The sequence below is a fragment of the Thiohalocapsa marina genome (assembly GCF_008632335.1).
Lineage (GTDB): Bacteria > Pseudomonadota > Gammaproteobacteria > Chromatiales > Chromatiaceae > Thiohalocapsa > Thiohalocapsa marina.
In genome coordinates this window covers 1-25,391 of record NZ_VWXX01000015.1, presented here as the reverse complement: position 1 = coordinate 25,391, position 25,391 = coordinate 1, and the positions used below count along the sequence as shown (strand labels likewise).

The 25,391-nt window shown below is 67.2% G+C and carries 24 protein-coding genes; 5 read left to right on the top strand and 19 right to left on the bottom strand.

Features of this window, described 5'->3' with window-relative positions; genetic code table 11:
* Positions 1 to 19 precede the first annotated feature (19 nt).
* The 4 genes from rpoZ to F2Q65_RS10875 all read right to left on the bottom strand — a co-directional run bounded on the left by rpoZ (position 20) and on the right by F2Q65_RS10875 (position 3,028).
* Positions 20 to 349 (bottom strand): DNA-directed RNA polymerase subunit omega, encoded by a 330-nt coding sequence (rpoZ, locus tag F2Q65_RS10890; protein ID WP_150093259.1) that lies wholly within the window; start codon positions 347 to 349, stop codon positions 20 to 22.
* Between the two features lie 318 nt (positions 350 to 667).
* On the bottom strand, positions 668 to 1,318 hold the full coding sequence (gene gmk, locus F2Q65_RS10885; RefSeq protein WP_150093257.1) for a guanylate kinase: 651 nt from the start codon (positions 1,316 to 1,318) through the stop codon (positions 668 to 670).
* Between the two features lie 127 nt (positions 1,319 to 1,445).
* Positions 1,446 to 2,375 carry a DUF808 domain-containing protein gene (locus F2Q65_RS10880; protein WP_150093255.1) on the bottom strand — a complete coding sequence of 310 codons (930 nt, stop codon included), beginning with the start codon at positions 2,373 to 2,375 and terminating at the stop codon, positions 1,446 to 1,448.
* 59 nt (positions 2,376 to 2,434) lie between these two features.
* Positions 2,435 to 3,028: a TlpA family protein disulfide reductase gene (locus F2Q65_RS10875; protein WP_150093253.1), complete on the bottom strand. Its 594-nt coding sequence runs from the start codon at positions 3,026 to 3,028 to the stop codon at positions 2,435 to 2,437.
* A gap of 115 nt (positions 3,029 to 3,143) precedes the next feature.
* On the opposite strand from F2Q65_RS10875, the gene F2Q65_RS10870 reads away from it, so the two are divergent.
* Complete coding sequence (locus tag F2Q65_RS10870) at positions 3,144 to 4,613, top strand: YihY/virulence factor BrkB family protein (RefSeq protein ID WP_150093251.1); 1,470 nt, start codon at positions 3,144 to 3,146, stop codon at positions 4,611 to 4,613.
* On the opposite strand, the gene rnhB is transcribed toward F2Q65_RS10870, so the two are convergent.
* The 15 genes from rnhB to rpsB all read right to left on the bottom strand — a co-directional run bounded on the left by rnhB (position 4,581) and on the right by rpsB (position 19,323).
* On the bottom strand, positions 4,581 to 5,183 hold the full coding sequence (gene rnhB, locus F2Q65_RS10865) for a ribonuclease HII (RefSeq protein WP_150093249.1): 603 nt from the start codon (positions 5,181 to 5,183) through the stop codon (positions 4,581 to 4,583). The two genes, F2Q65_RS10870 and rnhB, sit on opposite strands and share 33 nt — an antisense overlap.
* Positions 5,180 to 6,343 carry a lipid-A-disaccharide synthase gene (gene lpxB, locus F2Q65_RS10860; RefSeq protein WP_150093247.1) on the bottom strand — a complete coding sequence of 388 codons (1,164 nt, stop codon included), beginning with the start codon at positions 6,341 to 6,343 and terminating at the stop codon, positions 5,180 to 5,182. Before lpxB ends, rnhB begins: the two co-directional genes overlap by 4 nt.
* On the bottom strand, positions 6,340 to 7,110 hold the full coding sequence (gene lpxA, locus F2Q65_RS10855) for an acyl-ACP--UDP-N-acetylglucosamine O-acyltransferase (RefSeq protein ID WP_150093360.1): 771 nt from the start codon (positions 7,108 to 7,110) through the stop codon (positions 6,340 to 6,342). Before lpxA ends, lpxB begins: the two co-directional genes overlap by 4 nt.
* 21 nt (positions 7,111 to 7,131) lie before the next feature.
* The gene (gene fabZ, locus F2Q65_RS10850) at positions 7,132 to 7,566 is read right to left on the bottom strand and encodes a 3-hydroxyacyl-ACP dehydratase FabZ (RefSeq protein WP_150093245.1); all 435 of its coding nucleotides are present in this window, start codon (positions 7,564 to 7,566) and stop codon (positions 7,132 to 7,134) included.
* Between the two features lie 145 nt (positions 7,567 to 7,711).
* On the bottom strand, positions 7,712 to 8,764 hold the full coding sequence (gene lpxD, locus F2Q65_RS10845; protein ID WP_150093243.1) for a UDP-3-O-(3-hydroxymyristoyl)glucosamine N-acyltransferase: 1,053 nt from the start codon (positions 8,762 to 8,764) through the stop codon (positions 7,712 to 7,714).
* Between the two features lie 36 nt (positions 8,765 to 8,800).
* Entirely contained in the window at positions 8,801 to 9,343 is a 543-nt protein-coding gene (locus tag F2Q65_RS10840; RefSeq protein WP_150093240.1) for an OmpH/Skp family outer membrane protein, read from the bottom strand.
* A gap of 7 nt (positions 9,344 to 9,350) precedes the next feature.
* Positions 9,351 to 11,618, bottom strand: coding sequence for an outer membrane protein assembly factor BamA (bamA, locus tag F2Q65_RS10835; RefSeq protein WP_150093358.1), 2,268 nt, complete (start codon positions 11,616 to 11,618; stop codon positions 9,351 to 9,353).
* A 148-nt stretch (positions 11,619 to 11,766) separates the two neighbouring features.
* A complete protein-coding gene (rseP, locus tag F2Q65_RS10830) occupies positions 11,767 to 13,131 on the bottom strand; it encodes an RIP metalloprotease RseP (protein ID WP_150093238.1) in 1,365 nt (454 codons plus the stop codon).
* A 6-nt stretch (positions 13,132 to 13,137) separates the two neighbouring features.
* Positions 13,138 to 14,337 (bottom strand): 1-deoxy-D-xylulose-5-phosphate reductoisomerase, encoded by a 1,200-nt coding sequence (gene ispC, locus F2Q65_RS10825; RefSeq protein ID WP_150093236.1) that lies wholly within the window; start codon positions 14,335 to 14,337, stop codon positions 13,138 to 13,140.
* Positions 14,338 to 15,216, bottom strand: a complete 879-nt coding sequence (locus F2Q65_RS10820) for a phosphatidate cytidylyltransferase (RefSeq protein ID WP_150093234.1) — start codon at positions 15,214 to 15,216, stop codon at positions 14,338 to 14,340.
* Positions 15,217 to 15,255: 39 nt separating this feature from the next.
* Complete coding sequence (locus F2Q65_RS10815) at positions 15,256 to 16,035, bottom strand: undecaprenyl pyrophosphate synthase (protein ID WP_281291021.1); 780 nt, start codon at positions 16,033 to 16,035, stop codon at positions 15,256 to 15,258.
* A 31-nt stretch (positions 16,036 to 16,066) separates the two neighbouring features.
* Positions 16,067 to 16,624: a ribosome recycling factor gene (gene frr, locus F2Q65_RS10810; RefSeq protein WP_150093232.1), complete on the bottom strand. Its 558-nt coding sequence runs from the start codon at positions 16,622 to 16,624 to the stop codon at positions 16,067 to 16,069.
* A gap of 84 nt (positions 16,625 to 16,708) precedes the next feature.
* Positions 16,709 to 17,434 carry a UMP kinase gene (pyrH, locus tag F2Q65_RS10805; RefSeq protein WP_150093230.1) on the bottom strand — a complete coding sequence of 242 codons (726 nt, stop codon included), beginning with the start codon at positions 17,432 to 17,434 and terminating at the stop codon, positions 16,709 to 16,711.
* 66 nt (positions 17,435 to 17,500) lie between these two features.
* A complete protein-coding gene (gene tsf, locus F2Q65_RS10800; RefSeq protein ID WP_150093228.1) occupies positions 17,501 to 18,391 on the bottom strand; it encodes a translation elongation factor Ts in 891 nt (296 codons plus the stop codon).
* A 164-nt stretch (positions 18,392 to 18,555) separates the two neighbouring features.
* Positions 18,556 to 19,323 (bottom strand): 30S ribosomal protein S2, encoded by a 768-nt coding sequence (gene rpsB / locus F2Q65_RS10795; protein ID WP_150093226.1) that lies wholly within the window; start codon positions 19,321 to 19,323, stop codon positions 18,556 to 18,558.
* Between the two features lie 410 nt (positions 19,324 to 19,733).
* On the opposite strand from rpsB, the gene map reads away from it, so the two are divergent.
* The 4 genes from map (at position 19,734) to F2Q65_RS10775 (ending at position 25,166) form a co-directional block, all read left to right on the top strand.
* On the top strand, positions 19,734 to 20,516 hold the full coding sequence (gene map, locus F2Q65_RS10790; protein WP_150093224.1) for a type I methionyl aminopeptidase: 783 nt from the start codon (positions 19,734 to 19,736) through the stop codon (positions 20,514 to 20,516).
* Between the two features lie 59 nt (positions 20,517 to 20,575).
* Entirely contained in the window at positions 20,576 to 23,290 is a 2,715-nt protein-coding gene (glnD, locus tag F2Q65_RS10785; RefSeq protein WP_150093354.1) for a [protein-PII] uridylyltransferase, read from the top strand.
* A 162-nt stretch (positions 23,291 to 23,452) separates the two neighbouring features.
* Positions 23,453 to 24,094 (top strand): hypothetical protein, encoded by a 642-nt coding sequence (locus F2Q65_RS10780; RefSeq protein ID WP_150093222.1) that lies wholly within the window; start codon positions 23,453 to 23,455, stop codon positions 24,092 to 24,094.
* 82 nt (positions 24,095 to 24,176) lie between these two features.
* Complete coding sequence (locus F2Q65_RS10775; protein WP_150093220.1) at positions 24,177 to 25,166, top strand: adenosine kinase; 990 nt, start codon at positions 24,177 to 24,179, stop codon at positions 25,164 to 25,166.
* The last annotated feature ends 225 nt before the right edge of the window (positions 25,167 to 25,391 follow it).

Sequence of the window (25,391 nt, the reverse complement as noted above, 5' to 3'; positions counted from 1 at the left end):
CAGTGGCGCCCCGCGGCGATCATTCCGCCGGGCCGTTACCCGCCTGCGACCCGGACCGCCCCCCGGCCTCGTCGAGGTCTCGCATGCCGAGTTCCTCCGCCAGGGCCTTCTCCAGGGCCTCGGCAGCGTCCTCTGCCTCGAACGCGCGCTCCGCCTCGGCCAGCGTCTCGGGCTTGACCAGGCCGCCGGCGATCTCGCGCAGGGCCATCACTGTGGGCTTGTCGTTGGCCCAGGGCAGCAGGGGTTCGACGCCGTGCGCCAGCTGGCGCGCGCGCTTGGCGGCCACCAGCACCAGATCGAACCGATTGTCCACATGGTCGAGGCAATCCTCGACAGTAATACGAGCCATTCAATACTCCGTTCGTAAGTCGACACATTCCCGTGGTATACGAGAGAAAGGCTGATTGATTCAGCGTTCCCCATGCGGGGCGGGAGGCCCCGCCATTTTCGCTGGCGCAAGCCGCTGAAAATGCAGCGATTCGGAAACCGCTTTTCGAGTTGCTGCTGATTTTGGCCAGGATCGGACCGGATCGCATCGGGGCGGCCAGAAAATCAGCGTCTTCGCTATAGCTTCAAAATACCAGATGGGCGGCTATCTGTCTGGTCCGGTTTGACATTTCCAGCAAAAACAGTCCTGCCATCCGCCACGCGACGCCAGCACGCGACGCTAGGCCTCGACGCCCTGCGGACCAAGCATCTCCGCCAGCGCCCGCTGATATCGAGCCACCTGCCTGGGGCGGCGCAGGCGCTCCGCCGCAACGATGGCCCGCAGTTCGGCCAGGGCGACATCGAAGTCGTCGTTGACCACCAGGTACTGGTATTCGTCCAGGTGCGACAACTCGTCGCGCGCCTTCGCCATGCGCCCGGCGATCACCGCGTCGCTATCCTGCCCCCGCCCCTGCAGGCGTTGCTCCAGCGCCGCCAGCGACGGTGGCGCAACGAAGATGCTGACGGCGTCGGCAAAGCGCTCGCGCACCTGGCGTGCGCCCTGCCAGTCGATCTCCAGCACCAGATCATCGCCCCGTTGCAGCACCTCGCGCAGCGCGGGCTCGGCCGTGCCATAGGCGTTGTCGAACACCCGTGCGTACTCGACGAAGGCACCGTCCGCGATCATGGCCTCGAAGGTGGCGCCAGCGACAAAGTGGTAGTGCTCGCCGTCCACTTCCCCTGGCCTCGGCGCCCGCGTGGTATAGGACACCGACAACTTCAGCCCCTGCTCCACCTCCAGCAGCGCCCGCACCAGGCTCGTCTTGCCCGCACCGGACGGCGCCGAGACGACGAACAGGATGCCGCTCACGGCCGACGGGGATTCGGCCATGGCGGGCCTGTGCTCGGATGGATTCTGTAGGGTCATCGCTTCATCGCCGTTGTTGTTTGATATTGCCGCGTCGCGCGGGTCCAGGCGTGGCTGGGACTTGCCTGGAGTTGGAGCCAGGGCTGGGCGGTCAGTGCGCCGCACCGCGCAACCGCCGCACGCCGGAAACCACCGCGACCGTGAGCGCCCCGGCTACCACGCCGACCAGGCCGTTGGCCAGCATCGGCAACAGCCAGCCGCTGCCGGGCAGCGCCCGCGCCACGGCACCCAGGTGCTCGATGCCATGCTGCATGGCCGGGATGCCGTGCACCAGGATCCCGCCGCCCACCAGGAACATGGCGATCATACCGACCACGGAGAGCGTCTTCATCAGGTAGGGCGAAAACCGCAGGATGGCGCCGCCCAGCCCCCGCTTCAGCCGTGACCAGAGGCCGTCACCCGAGACGCGATGCAGCAGCAGTCCGGCATCGTCCAGTTTCACGATGCCGGCGACCAGTCCGTAGACGCCGATCGTCATCAGCAGCGCGATGGCGGAGAGCACGGCCACCCGGGTCGGAAACGGGCTGAGGGCAACGATGCCGAGGGTGATGGCGACGATCTCGGCGGAGAGGATGAAATCGGTACGGATCGCGCCCTTGATCTTGTCCCGCTCCAGCGCCGCCAGGTCCGCATCCGGGTCCATCAGCGCCTCCGCCAGCGCCTGCGCGTGGGCGCCCGCGTCCTCTCGGGCGAGGTACTTGTGCGCCAGCTTTTCGAACCCTTCGTAACAGAGGTACAGCCCGCCCAGCATCAGCAGCGGCGTAATGGCCCAGGGGGCGATGGCGCTGATCAGCAAGGCCGCCGGCACCAGGATCAGCTTGTTCACCAGCGAGCCCTTGAACACCCCCCAGACCACCGGCAGTTCGCGCTCGGCGCGGACACCCGTGACCTGCTGGGCATTCAGCGCCAGATCGTCGCCGAGCACGCCGGCGGTCTTGCGGGCAGCAACCTTGGTCAGGATCGCCACATCGTCGAGCACGGTGGCGATGTCGTCGAGCAGCGCTAGCAGACTGGTGGCCATGGGCAGGAATCCGTTGCTGAATCAGTGGAACACGCCGGCCATGGGCGGGCGTTCGGTGGTCATTGCGGTCCGGATGCGTCTGCGGCAATCGCCCGAACCTGCTGCAGCAGCTCGGGGGCGTCCCAGTCGCGCTCGCCCTCGGCGCGATAGATCAGGCGTCCGTCCGGGTCGACCACGAAGGTGGTCGGCAGCCCGCGCACCGGCCAGGCCTGCACGGTGCCCGAATCCGGATCCATGGGCAGCGGAAAGGTCAGCGGCATGCGTTCGGTAAAGCGCTCGATGGCCGCCTGATCCTCGCCGACATTGATGGCCAGCACCAGGATCTCCTCATCCCGCACCTGTTCCCAGGCCCGCTGCAGCGACGGCATCTCCGCCAGGCAGGGTGGGCACCAGGTGGCCCAGAAATTGACGATCAGGGTCTTGCCCCGCAGGTCCTGCAGGCGGTAGGTCTCCCCATCCGTTGCGATCAGCTCGAAGCCGGCGGCGACCGGGGTACCGTCTACGGGTTGCAACGGTTCGGCAGCCGCCGCGGGGCCTGTCCATAGCAGGCTCCAGAACATGGCCGCCAAACCGGCAGTAAGGCCAACCGCAGCGGTGGCCACCGCTCGCGGGTCCTGGCGCAGGCCGTGACGATGAATGCGTTGGATCGGCATCAAATTCAGTCTCCTTGGTGGATCGGTGTCCGGGCCGGCAGTCGTCGCAACCCGGGGCTGCCCGCGACTGGGTCAACAGGTATGCTTGGATCCCCTGCCCCGTCAAGATACAGCCATGGATCAAGAAAAACAGCTCACGGCACGCCTGACACGCTGGCTCTGGCAAACGGACCCCAACACGCTGCCGGCAATGCGGCGGCGGCTGTTGCTCATCGGGCGCATGCTCTACGCCATCGGCCGGGACATCGCCCGGGGGCAGATGACCCTGCAGGCCATGAGCCTGGTCTACACCACGCTGTTGTCGCTGGTGCCGCTGCTGGCGGTGAGCTTTTCGGTGCTCAAGGGCTTCGGCGTGCACAACCAGGTGGAACCCCTGCTGAAGCAGGCCCTGGAACCCCTGGGCCAGCAGGGCAAGGAGATCTCGGCCACCCTGATCGGTTATGTGGATAACATCAGCGTCGGCGTGCTGGGCTCGGTCGGCCTGGCGATGCTGCTGTATTCGGTCATCTCGCTGATCTCCAAGATCGAGCAGGTGTTCAACCATGCCTGGCGCATCGAACAGCGACGCCCGCTGTCGCAGCGCTTCAGCCAGTACCTGAGCGTGCTGCTGGTCGGGCCGGTGCTGTTCTTCTCGGCGGTGGGCGCCACGGCATCACTGCGCAACCTGGAACTGGTGCAGCGCCTGCTCGAGGTGCAGGCGCTGGGGCTGCTGGTGGAGCATCTGGGGCGTGCGCTGCCCTACCTGCTGATCAGCCTGACCTTCACCTTCGTCTATGCGTTCGTGCCCTACACCCGGGTGCGGCCCATGTCCGCGCTCATCGGCGGCCTGGTTGCCGGGTTCCTGTGGCAGACGATCGGCTATGTCTTCGCCGCGTTCATGGCCGGTTCCACCCGCTATGCGGCCATCTATTCCAGCCTGGCGATCCCGATCCTGTTCATGATCTGGATCTATATCGCCTGGCTGATCCTGCTGATCGGGGCCAACATCAGCTTCTACTATCAGAATCCGGAATACCTGCTCAGCCGCACCCGGACACCGCGCCTCAGCAACCGGCTGCGGGAGCGCACCGCACTGGCCGTGGCCACCCGCATCGCGCAGAACCACGACGCCGGACAGCCGCCGCTGCGGGCCGAGGCGCTGGCCCATGACCTGGCCATCCCGCTGAGCAACGTGCAGCAGGTTCTGGGGCTGCTGCAACAGGGCCAGTTGCTGGTGGCCACCGCGGGTGATCCGCCAGGCTATGTGCCGGCCCGCGCCGTCGACCGGATCCGGCTGCAGGACCTGCTGCAGCAGATCCGGCGCGCCGACGAGGACCGGCTCACCACGCCTCAGGCATGCCCCTGCCCGACTGTGGATGCCCTGGAGCAACGCCTGGATGACGCCCTGGCGCAAGCGCTGTCCGGGCTGACCCTGCGGGATCTGGCCCCCCAGCGCGCCGAGACCTCCGATGGCATCTCCGGGGATTCCAAGATCTCCGGCCTATCTGGCAGCGGCACATCTGGCGGCAACACATCCAGCGGCAACGAGGCCGCCGACCCGCCAGCGCCGCGCTCAGTCCAGCAGCCGGCGCACGGGACCAAATGAGCGGCGGTGCTCCGGACAGGGGCCCAGCCGCTCAAGGGCCTGCAGATGCAGCCGGGTGGGATATCCCTTGTGCTGCGCGAACCCGTAGTCCGGATAGCGCGCATCCAGCGCCAGCATGGCCCGGTCGCGGGCCACCTTGGCCAGGATCGAGGCGGCACTGATGGCGGGCTCCAGGGCGTCGCCGCCGACGATGGCCCGGGCCGGGCACGGCAGCCCGTCCGGACACCGGTTGCCGTCCACCAGCACCACCTCGGGAGATGGCCGCAGCGCCAGCACCGCACGGCGCATGGCCAGCAACGACGCCTGCAGGATGTTCAGCCGGTCGATCTCCTCGGCGCTGGCCCAGGCAATGGCGCAGCTCAGGGCCTGGCGCTCGATCTCGCCGTAGAGCCGCTCCCGCGCCGACGCGGACAGGCGCTTGGAGTCGTCCAGCCCGACCGGGATGGCACCCGGGTCCAGCAACACCGCCGCCGCGCAGACCGGACCCGCCAGCGGGCCGCGACCCGCCTCGTCCACGCCGGCGGTGAGTCCGGCGGACGGCACAGCCACAATGGCCGGGGCTTGGGTCATGGCCGCTGCAACAGCCCGATCACCGCATCCGCGGCCCGATCTGCGGCCTGATGCCGAAGTTCGCGGTGGATGCGGGCATATTCGCGGACGATCTGCTCACGGCGGGCATGGTCGTCCAGCAGGCCCAACAACGCCGGGGCCATGAGCTCGGCCCGGCAGCGCTCCTGGATGAACTCCGGCGCCAGTTCCTGCCCCGCCAGCAGGTTGGCCATGGCCGCATAAGGCACCTTGATCAGCTTCAGTTGCCTGACCAACCAGTAGGTCAAGGCATTCAGCCGGTACGCCACCAGCATCGGGCGCTTCAGCAACAGGGTCTCCAGCGTTGCCGTGCCGGACGCCGTCAGCACGCAGTCGGCCGCAGCGATGGCCTCGCGGCTGCGCCCCCGCAGCAGCAGGCAGTCCAGGTCCGGGGCCAGGTCGCGCCGCACCTGATCGAACACCCGATGCAGCCGCTCATTGACCAGGGGCACCACGAAGCGCAGGCCGGGGCGCTGCCGGGCGCAGGCCAGCGCCGTCTCAAGCATCGGCCGGGCCAGGCGCTCGACCTCGCTCATGCGACTGCCCGGCAGCAGGGCGACGACCCCACCCGTGGCGGGCTCATCGGTGACGGGCAGGCCCAGCGCGGCGCGTGCGGCGGCGGCATCGACCTCGAACGGGATCTCGTCCGCCAGCGGGTGACCGACGTAGCACACCGGCACGCCCTGCCGGCGCAGGAAGGCCTCTTCGAAGGGAAAGATGCTCAGCATCAGATCCACGGCACGGCGGATACGCTTCACCCGCCCAGGGCGCCAGGCCCATACCGTCGGGCTCACCAGGTGCACCGTGCGGATGCCGGCCCGGCGCAGCCGGGTCTCCAGACCGAGGTTGAAGTCCGGGGCATCGACGCCGATGAAGACATCCGGCGGGTTGGCACGGAACCAGCGCACCAGTTCCCGGCGCAGGCGCAGCAGCTCCGGCGCCACCTTGAGCACCTCCACCAGCCCCATCACCGACAGCCGCTCCAGCGGAAACAGGGTCTCACAGCCCTCTGCCTGCATGCGCTCGCCGGCGACGCCGACAAAGCGGGCGTCCGGCAAGCGCTGCCTGAGGGCCCGTACCAGCGCCGCGCCCAGCAGATCGCCGGACGGCTCGTTGGCGACGATGCCGATGACCCTGGTCAACGCACGATACTGCGATCGCTGTCAGCGACGAAGTCCGCCAGACAGGCCAGCTGGGGATGCGCCTCGGCCAGCGCACGGATCTGGCCCACCGCCTCCGACAGCCGCAGATTCGACAGGTACAGCAGCCGATAGCTGCGCCGGATGGCCGCCACCAGATCGCTGCTGAAGCCCCGCCGTCGCAGCCCCTCGCTGTTGATGCCGCGAGGCACCGCGGGGTGGCCGCCGATGGTGACGAACGGCGGCACGTCCTTGGTGACCACCGAGCCCATGGCGCTGAAACAGTGGGCACCGATCCGGCAGAACTGGTGCACGATGGTGAAGCCGCCGAGGATGGCCCAGTCCGCAATCTGCACATGGCCGCCAAGGGATGCGGCGTTGGCCATGATCACATGGTCGCCGATGACGCAATCATGGGCGACATGGGTGTAGGCCATGAACAGGTTGTCGCTGCCGATGCGGGTTTCGCCCCGATCCTGCACCGTGCCCCGGTGGATGGTGGTGTATTCGCGGACCACGTTTCGCTCACCCATGACCAGCAGGGTCGGCTCACCGGCGAACTTCATGTCCTGGGGCTCTTCGCCCACGGAGGCAAACTGGAAGATCCGGTTGCCCTCACCGATCCGCGCCGGACCGCGAATGACCGCATGCGGACCGATCCGGCAACCGCGGCCCAGGGAGACATCCGCGCCCACCAGGGCATAGGGTCCCACCTCGACGTCGGGCGCCAGTTCGGCACCGGCTTCGATGATCGCGGTTGGATGGATCAACGCGGCTGGATGGGTCAAGGGTCAGAAGTCCCTGGCCGTACACATGATCTCCGCAGTCGCGACGGTCTTGTGGTCGACCCGGGCCTCGCCGGCAAACTTCCAGATGCCGCGCTTGACGTTCATCACGCTGACCTCCAGGAATAACTGATCGCCGGGCTCCACGGGCTGCTTGAAGCGCGCCTTGTCGATACCGACGAAGTAGTACAGCGCCTTCTCCCCCACCTCGTCCGGCCGGGATTCCATCGCCAACAGCCCGGTGGCCTGAGCCATGGCCTCGATGATCAGCACCCCCGGCATTACCGGCCGGATCGGAAAGTGGCCAGCGAAATAGGGTTCGTTGAAGGTGACATTCTTCAGGCCCAGCAGCCGGTGATTCTGTTCAAACTCCAACACCTTGTCGATGAGCAGAAACGGGTAGCGGTGCGGCAGCAGACTCAGCACCTTGTGGATGTCCATCGTGATCAAAGCCACCTCCAGCGACCCGTTCGGATTCGGGATCGGTGTATCAACGTTGTCAGCCGAATCGGGCTGCCGGTGCCGTTGCCAGGGGCCGGTCAACGGCCCGTTGCATGCACCCGCCGCGCGGATTCATGGTTCGAATTCAGGCATCGCCGGACGGCTCCGGCGCGTCGCCGTCCGCCGCCGCGGGTTCCAGGGCCGCTTCCAGGCGCTTGACCCGCCGGGCGAGTTCGTCCAGGTGCCGGAAGCGCGCCGCATTGCGCCGCCAGTCGGCGTTGGCCATCGCCGGCACGCCACTGCTGTAGAGCCCCGCCTCCGGAAACGAGCGGGTGACCATGGCCATGCCGGTGAAATGCACATCGTCGCCGATCTCGAGGTGTCCGGCCATGCCCACGGCGCCGCCAATGGTGCAGTTGCGCCCGATCCGCGTCGAACCCGAGATGCCGGAGCAGGCCGCCATGGCGGTGTTCTCGCCGACGGAGACGTTGTGGCCGATCTGGATCAGGTTGTCGATCTTGACCCCGTCCTCGATCACCGTCTCGCCGATGGCGCCGCGATCCACTGCGGAATTGGCACCCACCTCCACATCGTTGCCCAGGCGCACCCGGCCTACCTGGGGGATGCGCACCCAGCGCCGCCCGTCTTTGGCGAAACCGAAGCCGTCGCGGCCGATGACGGCACCCGGATGCAGCAACGCGCGCTCGCCGATCACCGTGTCCTCGCACACCGTGACGCGAGCCACCAAGCGGCTGCCGGCGCCGATGCGGGTGCCGGCGCGCACGATGCAGCCGGGCCCGATCTCGACCTCCGCACCGATCTCCACGCCGCCCTCGATCACGCACAGGGCGCCGATTGAAGCCGTGGGATCAATGCGGGCATCGGCGTCGACCACGGCACTGGCGTGCACACCCGCCGGCGCCCGACGCGGTGGATGCAGCAGCGCCGCGGCGCGGGCGAAACCCAGATAGGGGTTATCGACGACCAGGACCGTACCGGGCGCCCCCTCGGCCTGCGCAGGCGCCAGTATCACCGCCCCGGCCCGGGTGTCCGACAGGCTGGCGCGGTACTTGGCAGCGGCCAGGAAACTCAGACAGCCGGCGTCGGCATCATCCAGCGGCGCCACCCGTTCCAGCGGGCGATCTTCGCCCCGCAGTTCCGCACCGATCCGCTCCGCGATCTCGCTTGCCAGAATCACCTTCGCCTCACTTCGCCCGGGCGCCGCCAGCGGCACTCAGCGCGCCTCGAATTCCTGCTTCAGCCGTTCGACCACGTCGCCGGAAATGTCCACACGCTGGCTGAAATAGACCAGACCCTCGCTCAGGATCAGGTCGATCTCCTGCTCCTTGGCCACCTGCCGAACGACCTCTTCCACCTGCTTCACCAACTTGGTGCGCAATTCCGTCTGGCGCAGGGCGAAGTCCTCCTGCAGCTCCGCCTGGGCATAGCGCAGCCGGCGCTTGCGCGCGCGGATGTCGCTCTGCAGCCGCTTGAGCTCGTCCTCGCTCATCAGCGCCCCGTCGCGCTCGAGCTGCTCGTTGAGCCGGTCGAGGTCCTCCTGCTGCTCCAGCAGTTCCGCCTCGCGCTCCATGACCTCGTTGCTCAGCATCGCCCGTGCCTCCTCGTACTGGGGCGATTCCTCGACGATGCGGTTGGGGTCGATCACGGCGATCCGGAACTCACTGGCCTGGATGCCCGCCACGGGCAGCAGCAGCAACGCGGCGGCCAGCAGCGCGCGGACGCGCGGGCGACGGGTGATGGCGATCGGGGATGGCATGGACATGTCAGAAGTTTTGGCCGAAGCTGAACTGGAATACCTGCTCCTCGTCATCGTCCTCCGCGTTCAACGGATAGGCGACGCTCACCGACAGCGCACCCACCGGCGAGAGCCAGGCCACCGACAGGCCAGTGGAGTAGCGCAGGTCGCCGAGGTCGAACCCGGTGGGCGCAACCAGGTCGCTGTCCTCGGTCCACCAGACATTGCCGAAATCGAGGAAGGCACCGAGCCTGAGGGTATTCTCGAACTTGCCGCCCAACGGCGGCGGCGCATACAGTTCCAGCCCGCCGGTCAGCTTGATATTGCCGCCCACCGGGTCGTCGAACTCGTCCTGCTCCCGCGGGCCCAGGGTGTTGGCCCGGAAACCGCGCACGGTACTCGGTCCGCCGGCGTAGAAGTTCTCGAAGAACGGCAGCTCCTTGGTGTCGCCGTAGCCGCTGCCGTAGCCCATGTCGCCTTTCAGCGCGACGGTGAAGCGTCGCGTCAGGGGTACATAATGGCGGCCGCGGTAGCTCAGCTTGTAGTACTGCAGATCGCTGCCGGGGATGGCCACCTCGCCGAAGACACTCTGTAGGGTACCGGCACTGGGGAAGATGGCGGAATCCCGTGAATCCACCACATAGCTCAGGGTCAGGAAGAGGTCATTGAAGGTGTCGCCGTTGTCGGCGACGAAGTCCTGGGCCAGTTCCGAGTAGACGCCGGCAAAGAAGCGGGTGTTCTGCACATACATGCCAAGGCCGGCGCGCGAGGTGTCGGACAGCGGCAGGCTGAAGTTCACCGCGGCACGGGCCACGTCGGTGGAGTAGTCGGCACCGATGAGCTCGTCGAAGTCCGTGGTGCGGTAGCTGATGTCGAAGCCGCGGCTGATGCCGTCGATGGTGTAGTAGGGATTGGTGTAGGCCAGCTGGTAGAACTGGTTGGTGCGACTTGAGTTGAACGCGAAGGCGACGCGCTTGCCGGTGCCCAGGAAGTTGTTCTGGCTGATGCTGGTGTTGAAGATGATGCCGTCGGACTGCGAGAAGCCGACACCGGCCATCAGGTTGCCGGACGGCTTCTCCTTCACCGTCACCTCTACGTCCACCTGGTCCGCCGAACCGGGCACCGCCGGGGTCTCGATGTTGACCTCCTCGAAATAGCCCAGGCGCTGCAGCCGCTCGCGCGAGCGCTTGACCAGCTCGGTCGAGAACCAGGCCGTCTCCAGCTGGCGCATCTCGCGGCGCAGCACCTCGTCGCGGGTGCGGGTGTTGCCCTGCATGGTGATGCGGCGCACGTACACCCGCTTGCCGGGATCGATGAAGAAGGTCACGGCCACCGTCTTCGCCTCCTCGTCCAGCTCCGGCACGGCGTTGACGTTGGCGAAGGCATAGCCCTCGTTGCCCAGCAGCTGGGAGATCCGCTCGGCGCTCTCGGTGGCGACCTTGCGCGAGAAGGGCTCGCCGCGGCGCATGTGGATCAGCGGGAACAGCTGCTCGCTCGGCACGGTCGCCTCGCCGGCGAGCTGGATGTCGCTGACGCGGAACACGTCGCCCTCGTCGATGGCGACAGTGACATACATGTCCTTGCGATCCGGGCTGATGGTGACCTGGGTCGAGGTGATCTGGAAGTTGATGAAGCCGCGATCCAGGTAGTACGAGCGCAGGGCCTCGAGATCACCGGACAGCTTCTGCTTGGAGTACTGGTCGTTCTTGGTGTAGAACGACAGCCAGTTGGTGCGGCCCAGCTTGAACTGTTTGAGCAGCTCCTTCTCGCTGAAGGCCTCGTTGCCGATGATGTTGATCTGCTTCAGGCGGGCGGTGAGCCCCTCGTTGATCTCGATGCGCACCGCCACGCGGTTGCGTTCCAGCGGCGACACCGTCGACTCGATGCCGACACCGTACTTTCCCGAGGCGAAGTACTGGCGCTGCAGTTCCTGCTCGATGCGATCAAGGATGGACGGGTTGAACACGCGGCCCTCGGCAAGGCCGACGTCGGCCAGCCCCTGCTTGAGGATGTCCTCCTTCAGCGACTTGTTGCCGACGATGTCGATCCGGGCCACGGCGGGACGCTCGCGGACCACCACCACCAGCACGTTGCCCTCGCGCTCGACGGTGACATCGTTGAAAAAGCCGGTGGAGTACAGGCTACGGATGATGTCCGCGGTGATGCCCTCGCCGACACGGTCCCCCACCTGCACCGGCAGGTAATTGAACACGGTGCCGGCGGCAATGCGCTGCAGCCCCTCGACACGGATGTCCGCGACCGTGAAGTCCTGCCCCCGGGCAGACAACGCGACCATCAGCAACAGGACAGCCAGGGGCCACCGCAAGACACTCAGGTTACGCAAGTTTTGGTCCCTCGACACGTGCCCCCCGAAGCGCAGCCGATCGGTCCGAGCGGTTGCAGATGGCGTTCAGAAGGCAGCGATTATAAGGGATACGAAGCAGCTAGCCCAGCAGTCGGGCGATATCGACATAGAAGGCCAGGGTCATCAGGGAAATGATCAGCGCGATGCCGATGCGCTGCCCCTGGGCCTGCAGCTCCTCCGACAACGGTCGGCGCCGGACCGCCTCGATGGCGAAGTACAGCAGGTGACCGCCATCCAGCACCGGGATCGGCAGCAGGTTGAGCAGGCCCAGGCTGACGCTGAGCAAGGCGAGGAACTCGATGTAGGGCGCAACGCCGACGCTGGCGGTGCGGCCCGCCGCGTCGGCGATGCCGATGGGGCTGCTGAGGTTCTCCACCGAGGCCGTTCCCACCAGCATGCGGCCGACGATGCGCAGGGTCAGCATCGACAGGTCGCCCACCCGCTGGACGGCCTCGCCCAGGGCCTCCACCGGGCCGTACTGCAGGCGCACCCGATAGCTGTCGTACAGCCCCTCGGGAATGAACGGACCGGCACCGATCCGACCGATGCGCGTGCCCTCGACATCCACCACGGCCGGCGTCAGCGCCAGTTCCAGCTCGCTGCCGTCGCGGCTGACCCGCAGTGACATGGGCGCGTCCGGGTGCGAACGCACCGCCTCGACCAGCTCGCTCCAGTCCTCAATCGGGCGACCGTCGATGGCCAGGACCCGATCTCCCGGCAACAATCCCGCGCGTTGCGCAGGTTCGCCGTCGACCACCTCGGCGATCAGCGGCGGGATCGGCGGCGACACGCTGTCCAGCCCGATGGCCGCCAGGAAGCCGCGCCCCGGATCCAGCGCCTTCAGCTCGACGCCGGGCAGGATGCGCACCACCTCGCGACCGTCCGCGGTGCGCACCGCCACGTCGACGTCCTCGCCATCCTGGGAGGCCGACAGCAGTGCGTACCAGAAGCGGCTCCAGCTCGCCGTCTCACGGCCGTCGACGCCCTGCACCAGGTCGCCCGGCTGAAACGCTGCTGCCTCGGCGATGGAGCCGGGGGCGACGCTGCCGACCTCCGGCCGCAGGCCGCTCTCACCCATCAGCAGGATGCCCCAGTACACCAGGATGGCGAACAGGAAATTGGCCAGGGGCCCGCCGACCACGATGGCGCTGCGCTTCCACAGGGGCTGGGTGTTGAACGCCAGATGGCGCTCCCCGGGGTCCACCTCCTCTTCGCGCTCGTCCAGCATCTTGACGTAGCCGCCCAGCGGCAGCGCGGCGATGGCATACTCGGTGTCGCCGGAGCGGCCGTACCAGGAGAACAGCGGCCGGCCGAAGCCGATTGAAAAACGCAACACCTTCACGCCGAGCTTGCGAGCCACCCAGAAGTGGCCGAACTCGTGCACTGTCACCAGCAGCAGGATGGCGACGATGAAGGCGGCAATGGCGTATCCGAGATCAAGCATCGTGCGCTAACAGACCCCGTCGGCAACGCTTTGTTCCGCAACCGCCCGCGCCCGGCCGTCGACCTCCAGCACATGCCCCAGCCCGGACAGGTCAACCGCCTCCGGCGGCAGCCGGTCCATGGTCCGTTCCACCACCCGCGCGATGTCGGTGAAGCCGATACGCCGGTCCAGGAAGGCGGCCACCGCCACCTCGTTGGCGGCGTTCAGCACCACCGGGGCGGTGCCGCCGTCGGCCGCGGCACGATAGGCCAGGCGCAGACAGGGGAAGCGCTCCGGGGCCGGGGGCTCGAAGTCCAGCTGCGCCACCCGGAACAGGTCCAACTGCTCGACGCCGGAACTGATGCGCTCGGGCCATCCCAGGGCATGAGCAATGGGGGTGCGCATGTCGGGGTTGCCAAGCTGCGCCAGCACCGAGCCGTCGTTGTACTGCACCATGGAATGGATCACGCTCTGGCGGTGCACCACCACCTGGATCCGCTCCGGCGCGGTATTGAACAGCCAACAGGCCTCGATCAGTTCAAGGCCCTTGTTCATCATGGTGGCGGAGTCCACCGAGATCTTGCGGCCCATGCTCCAGTTGGGATGCGCACAGGCCTGCTCCGGCGTCACCGCGGCCAGCGACTCCGGCGCGGCGTCGCGGAACGGACCACCGGAGGCGGTGAGCAGGATACGCTCCACGCCGGATGCCGCCAGCCCCTGGGCGTAGGTCGCCGGCAGGCACTGGAAGATGGCATTGTGCTCGCTGTCGATGGGCAGCAGCGTAGCGCCGTTGTCCGCAGCGGCGCGCATCAGGATGGCGCCGGCCACCACCAGGGCCTCCTTGTTCGCCAGCAGCAGGCGCTTGCCGGCCCGGGCCGCCGCCAGGCTGGACATCATGCCGGCGGCGCCGACAATGGCCGCCATCACGTAGTCCACCTCAGGTAGCGACGCCACCGTCTCCAGCGCCTCGGGCCCGCTCAGCACCTCCGGCGGCCGGGGCATATCGGCCAAGGCCTGGCGCAGGGCGTCGGCAGCCGCCGCGTCGACCATGACCGCATAGGCCGGCGAGAAGCGCCGACACTGCTCTGCCATGCGCTCGACATTGCGATGCGCGCTGAGCGCCACCACGCGGAAGCGTTGCGGGTGCCTCTCCACCACATCCAGGGTGCTGATGCCGATGGACCCGGTGGAGCCGAGGATTGAGATCCCATTGGTGCTGTCGTTCATTCAAACGTTCTCCAGCCAGAGGACGCCGAGTACGAACAGCGGCGCCGCCGAGGTAAAGCTGTCGATGCGATCGAGCATGCCGCCGTGTCCCGGCAGCAGCGAACCCGTGTCCTTGAGCCCCCGCCGCCGTTTCAGCAGGCTTTCGTAGAGGTCGCCCACCACCGACAGGGCCGCCACCGCGGCGCACAACAGCACCCACGCCGCCAGGGCCGTGGGCCGCAGGCCCATGAGCCCCCCCACCAAGGCGCCCCACAGCGCCGCGGCGAGCAGGCCGGCATAGACGCCGGCCCGGGTCTTGCCGGGGCTCAGCATCGGCGCCAGCTTGCGCCGCCCCCAGCGGCGACCAGCGAAATAGGCCGCCGAGTCGGCCAGCCATACCAGCATCATCAGGGCCAGCACCAGCCAGGGCCCCTGCCCTGCTCGCCCACCCCCCTGGGCTTGTGCAAGGCCGTCAGGCGGCAGGTCCAGGCCATGCAGCCGGACCATCGCCAGCCATGGCAGCACCAGCACCACCAGCGCCGTCGGGATCAGCGCCGGCTGCAGGCCACGGGCCGGCTCGATCTGCCGGGTCAGCGCCAGGGTAGCGGTGGCGCCGAGCCACCACAACACCCCGAGCGCCAGCAGAGCGATATCCCAGGCCGGCGGCACCACGAACCACAACAGCGCCATCGCCGCCACCACCAGCAGTACGTGCGCCGCCCGTCCGGCGGACTCCGGCACGCCCACCAGCCGGCCCCATTCCCAGGCGCCGACGCCAATGACCCCGGCCAGGGCCAGCGCAAACACGGGTGTGGGCAGAAATACAACGCAGAGCATGATCACCGGTGCCAGCAGGCCGGCGGTGATCAGACGCTGCTTCAGGGAGACGGCAAGGGTCATGAGGCAGGGCTTCCGGGTGCGTGCATCGGGGTCGGCGCCTCAGCCCGCGGCCAGCCCGGCCTGGTCCGCGATCTGTTCGCCGGTCAGCCCGAAGCGCCGCTGTCGGCGGGCGAAGTCCTGCAGCGCCGTGGCAAAGGCGGTGGCGTCGAACTCCGGCCACATCAGATCGGAAAAGTAGAGCTCGGCATAGGCCGACTGCCAGAGCAGGAAGTTGCTGATGCGTTTCTCACCGCCGGTGCGGATGAAGAGGTCGGGGTCGGGTACGTCTGGGACGCACAGCCGGGAGGAGATGGCGGCCTCGTCGATGTCATCGAGACGCAGCCGGCCGGCGGCCACGTCCTCGGCGATGGCGCGCGTGGCCTGGGTGATGTCCCAGCGGCCGCCGTAGTTGGCTGCCACCTGCAGCGTCAGCCGGCGGTTGTCTGCCGTGGCGCGCTCGGCCTCGGCAAATTGCCGCTGCAGGCGCTCGGAGAAGGCGGAACGGTCGCCGAGAATGCGCAGGCGCACGTCGTTCTCCACCAGCCGCCGGACCTCGGTCTGCAGCGTGCTCATGAACAGTTGCAGCAGCACGTCCACTTCCTGTCGGGGGCGGCGCCAGTTCTCGCTGCTGAAGGCAAACAGCGTCAGCACGCGCACACCGGTGGCCAGACTCTCCTCAACCACCGCGCGCACCGCCTTGGCGCCGGCGCGGTGACCCGCCGTGCGCGGCAGGCCGCGCCGGCGTGCCCAGCGGCCGTTGCCGTCCATGATGATGGCGACGTGCTCGGGCACCCGCTTGCGCGCGTCGCTGGGGTCGTTGCCCGGGGTGTCGCTGGTCACAGGAGCAGGATCCGTCTTGACTGAAAACGGATCAGATCGCCATCAGGTCGGCTTCTTTTTCTTCCAGGATCTGCTCGACTTCCTTGATGAACTGATCGGTCAGTTTCTGCACGATCTCCTGGCCGCGACGCTCGTCGTCCTCGGAGATCATCTTCTCCTTCACCAGGTCCTTGAGATCGTTGTTGGCATCGCGTCGAATGTTGCGCACTGCTACCCGGGCCTGCTCCGCCTCGTGCCGGGCGATGCGCTGCAGGTCGCGCCGCCGCTCCTCGGTCAACGGCGGCATCGGCACCCGGATGACGGTACCGGCGGTATTGGGATTCACGCCGAGGTCGGACTGGATGATGGCCTTCTCCACCGCCTGCACCATGGTGCGCTCCCAGGGGGTCACGGTCAGGGTGCGGGCATCCTCCACCGCGACGTTGGCCACCTGGTTGATGGGCACGTCACTGCCGTAGTAGGAGACCTTCAAGTGATCCAGCAGCGACGGATGGGCGCGTCCGGTGCGGATTTTAGCAAGCTCATGCCGCAAGGCGTCCGCACTCTTGCCCATGCGCTCGGCAGCGCTCTGTTTGATGTCGTCAATCATCTCTCTGTTCCCTTCAAGCTGTTCCCATCAAGCTGCTCGCATCAGGCTGGTGCCCATAACGCCGGTCCCATCAGGCCGCTCCCATCAGCTCGGCCCGGGCTCCACCAGGGAGCCGATGTCATCGCCGGCAACGGCGCGCACCAGCGCACCCGGCGTGTAGATGTTCATGACCCGCAGCGGGATGCCGTGATCACGGCACAGCACGATGGCGGTGGTGTCCATGACCCCGAGCCGCTCCTGCAGCACCCGCTCGTAGGTCACGCGTTTGTAGAAGCGGGCCTGGGGGTTGCGCATCGGGTCGTCGGAGTAGATGCCGTCGACCTTGGTCGCCTTGACCAGAAGATCGGCCCCGATCTCCGCCGCCCGCAGGCTGGCCGCGGAGTCGGTGGTGAAGAACGGGTTGCCGGTACCGGCGGCGAACAGCACCACCCGGCCGCGCCGCAGATGCTCCACCGCCCGGCGCCGGGAGAAGCCCTCGCAGACCTGGTCGATGCGCAGCGCCGACATGACCCGGGCCGGCACACCGGCGCGCTCCAGCGCATCCTGCATGGCCAGGGCGTTCATCACCGTCGCCAGCATGCCCATCTGGTCGCCGGTGACGCGATCCATGCCCCCCGCCGCCAGGCCGGCACCGCGAAACAGGTTGCCACCGCCGATGACCAGGCCCACCTGCGCGCCGCCGGTCACGCAATCGGCGACCTCGGCCGCCAGGCGGGCCAGCAGACCGGCGTCGATACCAGACTCGGCCTGGCCGAGCAGTGCCTCGCCGCTGAGCTTGAGCAGGATTCGCTTGTAGGTGCCTTGGGTCACGGGTGGATCAGGGTTACCGTCGGTGCAAGAGAACGAAGCTATCTTTATAGACTGGGGCCGGCGGTCTCAGTCGTTGCGCATGCCCGCCTGGGCCTGGACCTCTTCGGCGAAGTTCTCGCTCTTCTTCTCGATGCCTTCGCCAACCTCGATCCGGGCAAAGCGTACCACGCTTGCGCCGGCCTTTTTCAAGAGATCGCCCACCTGCTGGTCGGGATCCTTGACGAAGGCCTGGCCCAGCAGGGTCACCTCTTCCATGTACTTACGCATGCGCCCTTCGATGATCTTGTCGACGATGTTCTCGGGCTTGCCGCTCTCCAGGGCCTGGGCACGGAAGATCTCGCGCTCCTTGGCCAGGGCCTCCGCCGGCACCTCGTCGGCACTGACGCACAGCGGGTTGGTGGCGGCGATATGCATGGCGATGTCGCGCCCCAGGTCTGCGTCGCCACCGACCATGTCCAGCATCACGCCGATGCGCACGCCGTGGCGGTAGCTGTGCAGCGCGCCCTGGGCCTGGTCGAAGCGCACCAGCCGGCGCACCTGCACGTTCTCGCCCACCTTGGCGATCAGCGCCTCGCGGGCGGCATTCACAGTACCTGCGTCACCGGCCATGGGCTGCTCGGCCAGGGCGTCGGCATCCGTCGCGTCGCAGGCCAGCGCGCAGTCCGCCACCGCCGCGGCAAAGGACGCGAAGTTGTCGTCCTTGGCAACGAAGTCGGTCTCGCTGTTGATCTCGACGATGACGCCGCGCTTGCCGTCATCGCTGATGCGCAGCTCGACGATGCCGTCGGCGGCGATACGGCCGGCCTTCTTGGCGGCCTTGGCCTGGCCGGACTTGCGCATGGCCTCGATGGCCGCCTCGATGTCGCCGCCGGTCTCGACCAGGGCCTTCTTGCACTCCATCATGCCGGCGCCGGTGCGCTCGCGCAGCTCCTTGACCAGGGAGGCTGATATCGCCATGGGAAACTCCAGAAAACTGTTGATTAAAAAAAACGAATGAATGGAAAACGGGTGCAGAGACACGAATCCGCGCCGGGAAACGCACCCGCCGGCACCCGTGGGGAGCCCGCTTCGCACGGGGTCCGCACAGGTGCCGGCGGGTGCCTGGGCCCGCAGCGGCCTGCCTACTGGGCGGCGGCCGGCTCGGAGACTGGCTCGGAGGCCGGCTCGACCTCATCCATCGGCATGCGACCGCCCGCCATCGCGGCGGCGGTCTGGCGGCCGTCCAGGATGGCCGACGCGGCGCCTTCGATGTACAGGCGCACGGCACGGATGGCGTCGTCGTTGCCGGGGATCACATAGTCGATCTTGCTCGGGTCGTTGTTGGTGTCCACCACGCCGACCACAGGGATGCCGAGCTTGTTGGCCTCGGAGATGGCGATCTTCTCGTGGCCGACATCGATGACGAACATCGCGTCCGGCAGCCCGTCCATGTTCTTGATGCCGCCGAGGCTGCGGTCGAGCTTCTCGCGCTCGCGCGACAGCGTCAGGGCCTCCTTCTTGCCAAAGCGCTCGATGCTGCCGTCCTCGAACATGGCCTCGAGGTCTTTCAGGCGCTGGATGGACTGGCGCACCGTCTTGAAGTTGGTCAGCATGCCGCCGAGCCAGCGATGGTTGACATAGGGCATGCCGCAGCGCTCGGCCTGCTCGCGGATGACGTCATGGGCGGCTCGCTTGGTACCGACGAACAGCACCCGCCCGCCGTTGGACGCCAGCTTGCCCAGGTAGCTCATGGCCTCCTGGTAGAGCGGCAGCGACTTTTCCAGATTGACGATATGGATCTTGTTGCGCTGGCCGAAGATGTAGGCGGCCATCTTCGGATTCCAGTAACGGGTTTGGTGGCCGAAGTGAACACCGGCCTGCAGCATCTGCCGCATGGAGACATCAGACATCGATTCGTACCTTAGATTGATGGGTTGGACCTCCACGCACCCCATGCAGCAACCCCGAAGCCATCCCTGGGACGGCGTCCGGGCACCCGGCTGCATGTGCCGGCACGTGTGTGGCTTGGAATGCAGTCGGCCGAGCGGCGCCAGGCCCACCACCAGTCCGGCATCTGCTATTGTAACGCCGCATTGGCGTCGGCAGATTGGGAATGGCCAGGGTCGGAGCCGGCATCGCGCAGACGGGTATTTTGGCAGATCATCTACCGAACCCGGGCCGCACATGGCCGTCCACAGCCGAACAGCATACCATGACAGGCCAGATTCGATCAATGGCGAGCCATTCGGCGGCCGGCGGTCGGAGCCGCCATCCACCGAGCCGACGCACAACCCAGCCCAGGCGACAGACACGAGACATCATGGCCATCCACATCAAGACAGCAGAAGAGATCGAGAAAATGCGTCGCGCCGGGCGCCTGGCAGCGGAAGTCCTGGAGATGATCGGGCCCCATGTCCGCCCGGGCGTCACCACCGACGAGCTCGACGCCCTCTGCCATCGCTACATCGTCGAGGAACAGGGCGCCATCCCGGCCCCGCTGGACTACCGGGGGTTCCCGCGCTCCATCTGCACCTCCGTCAACAACCAGGTCTGCCACGGCATCCCCGGCAACAAGCGTCTGAAGCGGGGCGACATCGTCAATGTGGACGTCACCGTGATCAAGGACGGCTTCCACGGCGACACCAGCAAGATGTTCCTGGTCGGCGAGCCGTCGGTGCTGGCGCGCCGGCTGGTGGAGGTCACCCGGCAGGCGCTGCAGATCGGCATCGACCAGGTGCGGCCGGGGGCCACCCTGGGCGACATCGGCCATGCCATCCAGCGCTTCGTCGAGGGGCACAAATTCTCGGTGGTGCGCGAATACTGCGGCCACGGCATCGGGCGCGAGTTCCATGAGGAGCCGCAGGTACTGCACTACGGCAAGCCCGGCGAAGGCGTGGTGCTGGAGCCGGGGATGTGTTTCACCATCGAGCCCATGGTCAACGCCGGCAAGCGGCATGTGAAGGTGCTGCCGGACGGCTGGACCGTGGTGACCAAGGATCGCAGCCTGTCCGCGCAGTGGGAACACACCATCCTGGTGACCGAACGGGGCAGCGAGATCCTCACCCTGCGCAATGAGGAGCGCATCGACAGCGCTGCGGCATGAGTACGTCGCCCGCAGCCGAGGCAGAAGCGCGCGCGCCCAAGGCCGGCATCGCACCGGGAATGCGGCCCTTGCCGGCCCCGCTGCCGGTGGCCGAACCGACGGCAGACGCAGACGCCCTCGGCATCGCCCCGCAGCAACTGCTCGAGGCCGCTGACGCCGACGCGGTCCCGCTGTTCAAGCGCGCGCTCAAGGCAGGCAAGCAGCAGCTGCTGACGCGCTCTGCCCAGGGGGCCTCCATCGCCGGACTGGTTGCGGAACTGAGCGCCCTGACAGACCTGATCATCACCAGCGCCTGGCAGCGGTTCCTGCCGCCGAGCGCACCGGCGGCCCTGGTGGCGGTGGGCGGCTACGGCCGCGCCGAACTGCACCCGGCCTCGGACATCGACCTGCTCATCCTGGTGGCGGATGATCCGGCCGACGGCGAGGGCCTCGGCAACACCTTGTCCGCCCTGGTCACCTTCCTGTGGGACATCGGTCTGGAGATCGGCCATGCGGTGCGCACCGTCGACGAGTGTCAGCAGGAGGCCCGCAACGACGTCACCATCATCACCAACCTGATCGAGGCCCGGTTCCTGGCCGGTCGGCATGCACTGTTCGAGGCCATGCGCAAGGCGACCGGGCCGGACCGGATCTGGCCCAGCGACGCCTTCTTCGAGGCCAAATGCGCCGAGCAGCGCGCCCGCTGGCAGAAGTTCGGCGAGACCGCGTACAACCTGGAGCCCAACATCAAGGAAAATCCGGGCGGCCTGCGGGACATCCAGAGCATTGCCTGGGTGACCAAGCGCCACTTCGGTGCCGATTCCCTGCACGAGCTGGTCGCGCACGGCTTCCTGACCGAGACCGAGTACATGACCCTGGTGGACGGCCAGGCGCTGCTGTGGCGCATCCGCTTCGCACTGCACCGCATTGCCGGTCGGCGCGAGGACCGCCTGCTGTTCGACTACCAGCGCACCCTGGCGGATGCACTCGGCTTCAGCGACGAGGACGACAACCTGGCGGTGGAGCAGTTCATGCAGCAGTACTACCGCACGGTGGTGGAGCTGAACCGGCTCAACGAAATGCTGCTGCAGCTGTTCCAGGAGGCCATCCTGCTACACGATCAGCTCGGCCCGCCGCAGCCCATCAGCAAGCGCTTCCAGAGCCGCAGCGGCTACCTGGAGGTGACGCATCCGCAGGTCTTCGCTCGCTGGCCCATCGCCCTGCTCGAGGTCTTCCATGTGCTGCAGCAAAACCCGTCGCTCAGGGGCATCCGCGCCAGCACCATCCGCCTGATCCGCGAGCATCGCCACCTGATCGACGACGATTTCCGCGAAGACGTGCGGGCACGCAGCCTGTTCATGGAGATCCTGCGCTGTCCCCGGGGGGTCACCCACGCCCTGCGGCGGATGAATCGCTATGGCGTGCTGGCGGCCTACATCCCCGCCTTCGCCAACATCGTCGGGCGCATGCAGTACGACCTGTTCCATGTCTACACCGTCGATGAGCACACGCTTCGGGTGTTACGCAACCTGCGTCGCTTCACCGTGCCGGATCACATCGGCGAGTTCCCGCTGTGCAGTTCCATCGCCAACCGCATCCCCAAGCTCGAACTGCTGTACCTGGCAGGGCTGTTCCACGACATCGCCAAGGGACGCGGCGGCGACCATTCCGTCCTGGGTGCCCGCGACGCCTGGGACTTCTGCCAGATGCACTATCTGAGCGAGTTCGACAGCCGCCTGGTGGCCTGGCTGGTGCAGCACCACCTGCTGATGTCGATGACCGCCCAGCGCAAGGACATCTCCGATCCCGCAGTGATCCAGGCCTTTGCCGAACAGGTTGGCGACACCAACCGTCTGGACTACCTGTATCTGCTGACGGTATCCGACACCCGCGCCACCAACCCGAAGCGCTGGAACTCCTGGAAGAACGCCCTGCTCCGCGATCTCTACCAGGCCACGCGCCGCGCCCTGGCGCGGGGGCTGGAAAACCCCCAGGCGCAGGACGAACTGGTGGAGCAGAAACAGCGCGAGGCCATGCGACTGCTGGCCTTCGACGGCATCGACGCCGAAGACTGCCGCGCGCTCTGGAGCCGTTTCGGCATCGAATTCTTCGCCCCCAGTTCGCCGGAGGAGATCGCCTGGCAGACGCGGCAGATGCTGACGGCCGGACCGGAAGACCTGCCACTGGTGGTGATCCGCCCGGTGGCGACCCGCGGCTGCAGCGAGGTCTTCATCTACTCCCGCGACGAGAAGAACCTGTTCGTGCGCATCACGGCACTGCTTGACCAGCACGCGCTGAATATCATGGATGCCCGCATCACCACCACAGACGACGGCATCGCCGTGAATGCCTTCCAGGTCTTGGGGCCGGACCAGAAGCCCATCGAGTATGGCGTCGAGAGCGACGAGATCCGCGACCTGTTGCTGGAAGCGCTGCGCGAGCCCGACGAGGACGCCCCGCGGGTGACCCGGCGGCTACCGCGCCAGCACCACCATTTCCCCACCGAAACCCGCGTCAGTTTCACCGAGGAATCCCACAACCGCCGCACCATGATGCGCCTGACCACCCTCGACCGACCGGGCCTGCTGGCGGAGATCGGCTCCGTGTTCGAGCAGTGCGACATCCGCCTGCAGAGCGCCAAGATCGCCACCGTCGGTGCCGAGGTGGACGACATCTTCTTCATCTCCACCCAGGACGCGCAACCGATCACCTGCGCCGAGGCCCTGACCTGCCTGCGACAACAGATCCACCAGCGCCTGGAGCACAAGCAGCTGGAGCAGAAGGAACGGACCTGAACCCTGGGCGTGCCGCGACGGCCGACACCCAGCCCGCGAGACCCGAGATCATGTGCGGAACGGCGATAGATCCATGTCAGCCCCTTGCGTACAAATGTTTGACTCTAGCGCTTGACTGTTTTACCAAAAGGGTTTCGCTGATTTCTGCAGTCGAGGCGCCCCATGTGCCCACGATCCCTGTTCTCCGTCTTGCCCCCCTCTGCCACCCGCCGCTCGGCCTGCGTTCGGGGTTGCCTGCTGGCCCTGCCACTGCTGGGCCTGTCCCTGGCCGACGCCGCCGAGAATGCCACGCCCGCCGCTGTCCCGAGCAGGCCGGCAGCAGGCGGATCCGAAGCGGCTGAACCGTCCACGACCGACATAGCCGCGAGCCGTCCGCGCTGGCTGGAGGAGGTCCGGGCCCAGCGCCTGGCACTGCAGGCCCAGCGACGCGCCCAGCAGGAGGCGCGCGAAGAGGCATTCCAGCGTCGTCGTCAGGAGCGACGCGAACAGTTCGAGGCCGACCGCTGGCTGTTCCTGAACGAAGGCCCCTGGATGAACTCACCCATGAATCGGCCCGGTAGTCCGCCGGTCAGCCCCCCGCTGAACGCGCCGATCGGCCCAACGGCCCCGCCTGCAGGTCTCCAGGGTGCGACAGACCCGGTGACAGGCTTGCCCGTGCCCGATCCTGCACTCAATACCTTACCCAGTCCGGCGAGCGGTCAGGCTGGCGGCTCTGCTCCCGACCCAGCTGCCGGCCCTGCTTCCGGCACCGGCAGCCGGATCCCCCCGGACTGGAACAATGGCTGGTATTTTCGCGGCTGGTGAAGCGGCCCCGCACCAGACCGCGGCGCAGAGGGGCACGACATTTGCGACAATGGGCGTACCTGAACAACACCACGGGAGCACTATGAGCAAGTACGACGTCTACGCACTCGGCAACGCCCTGGTCGACATGGAATACGAGGTCAGCGAATCGGATCTGGCCCATCTCAACATCGACAAGGGGGTCATGACCCTGGTCGACGAGGCCCACCAGCTGCGCATCATGAAACACCTGCAGGAGCGCCACCACCAGCGGGGCTCCGGCGGCTCGGCGGCCAATTCCGTGATCGCCCTCGCCCAGTTCGGCGGCAGCGGCTATTACGCCTGCAAGGTGGCCGATGACGACCTGGGGCGCTTCTACATGCATGACCTGAAGGCCGGGGGCGTCGCCAGCGTCAGCGACGAGTTTCTGGAACAGGGCGACACCGGCCGCTGCGTGGTCCTGGTGACGCCAGACTCCGATCGCACCATGTGCACCTATCTGGGCATCAGCGGCAACCTGTCGGTGCACGAGCTGGACGTCGACGCCATCCGCGCCGCCAAGTGGTTCTACACCGAGGGCTACCTGGTCACCTCCGACACCGCCCGTGTCGCCGCCATCGAAGCACGCCGGGCCGCCGAGCGCCATGGCGTGAAAACGGCGCTGTCACTGTCGGACCCGAACATGGTCCGCTTCTTCAAGCCCGGACTGCAGGAGATGCTGGGCGACGGTGTGGATCTGGTCTTCGCCAACGAGCACGAGGCCATGGGCATGGCCGACACCGACAGCCTGGACGATGCCATCGCCTACCTGAAGACCATCGCCAGGGAATTCGCCGTCACCCGCGGGCCGGATGGCGCCCTGGTCTGGGACGGACAGCAACTCCTCGAGATCGAGCCCGTCAAGGTCGAGGCAGTGGACACTGTCGGCGCCGGCGACATGTTCGCCGGCGCCTTCCTGTACGGACTCACTCAGGGATGGAGCCACAAGAAGGCCGGTACCCTGGCATCCGCCGCCTCGGCAGAACTGGTCACCAACCTGGGACCCCGCCTGCCGGCCCAGCGAACCCGTGAAATCCTCGCCACAGTCGTCTGAGTTCGTAGCCTGAGTTTGTAATCAGAGCTCACCCCAAGCCCCGCGACACGGGGCCCGGCACGACCATCCCGTGCCGCGCCCCCAATGGCGAAGATTACGGGGACGGCTAACGTAACAGTCCAATAAGGCACGATTCAGAAATAACCTACACGGATGCACGGTAGGGCGGATAAGCGAAGCGCATCCGCCACAGGCCACAACGGCGGATGCGCTTCGCTTATCCGC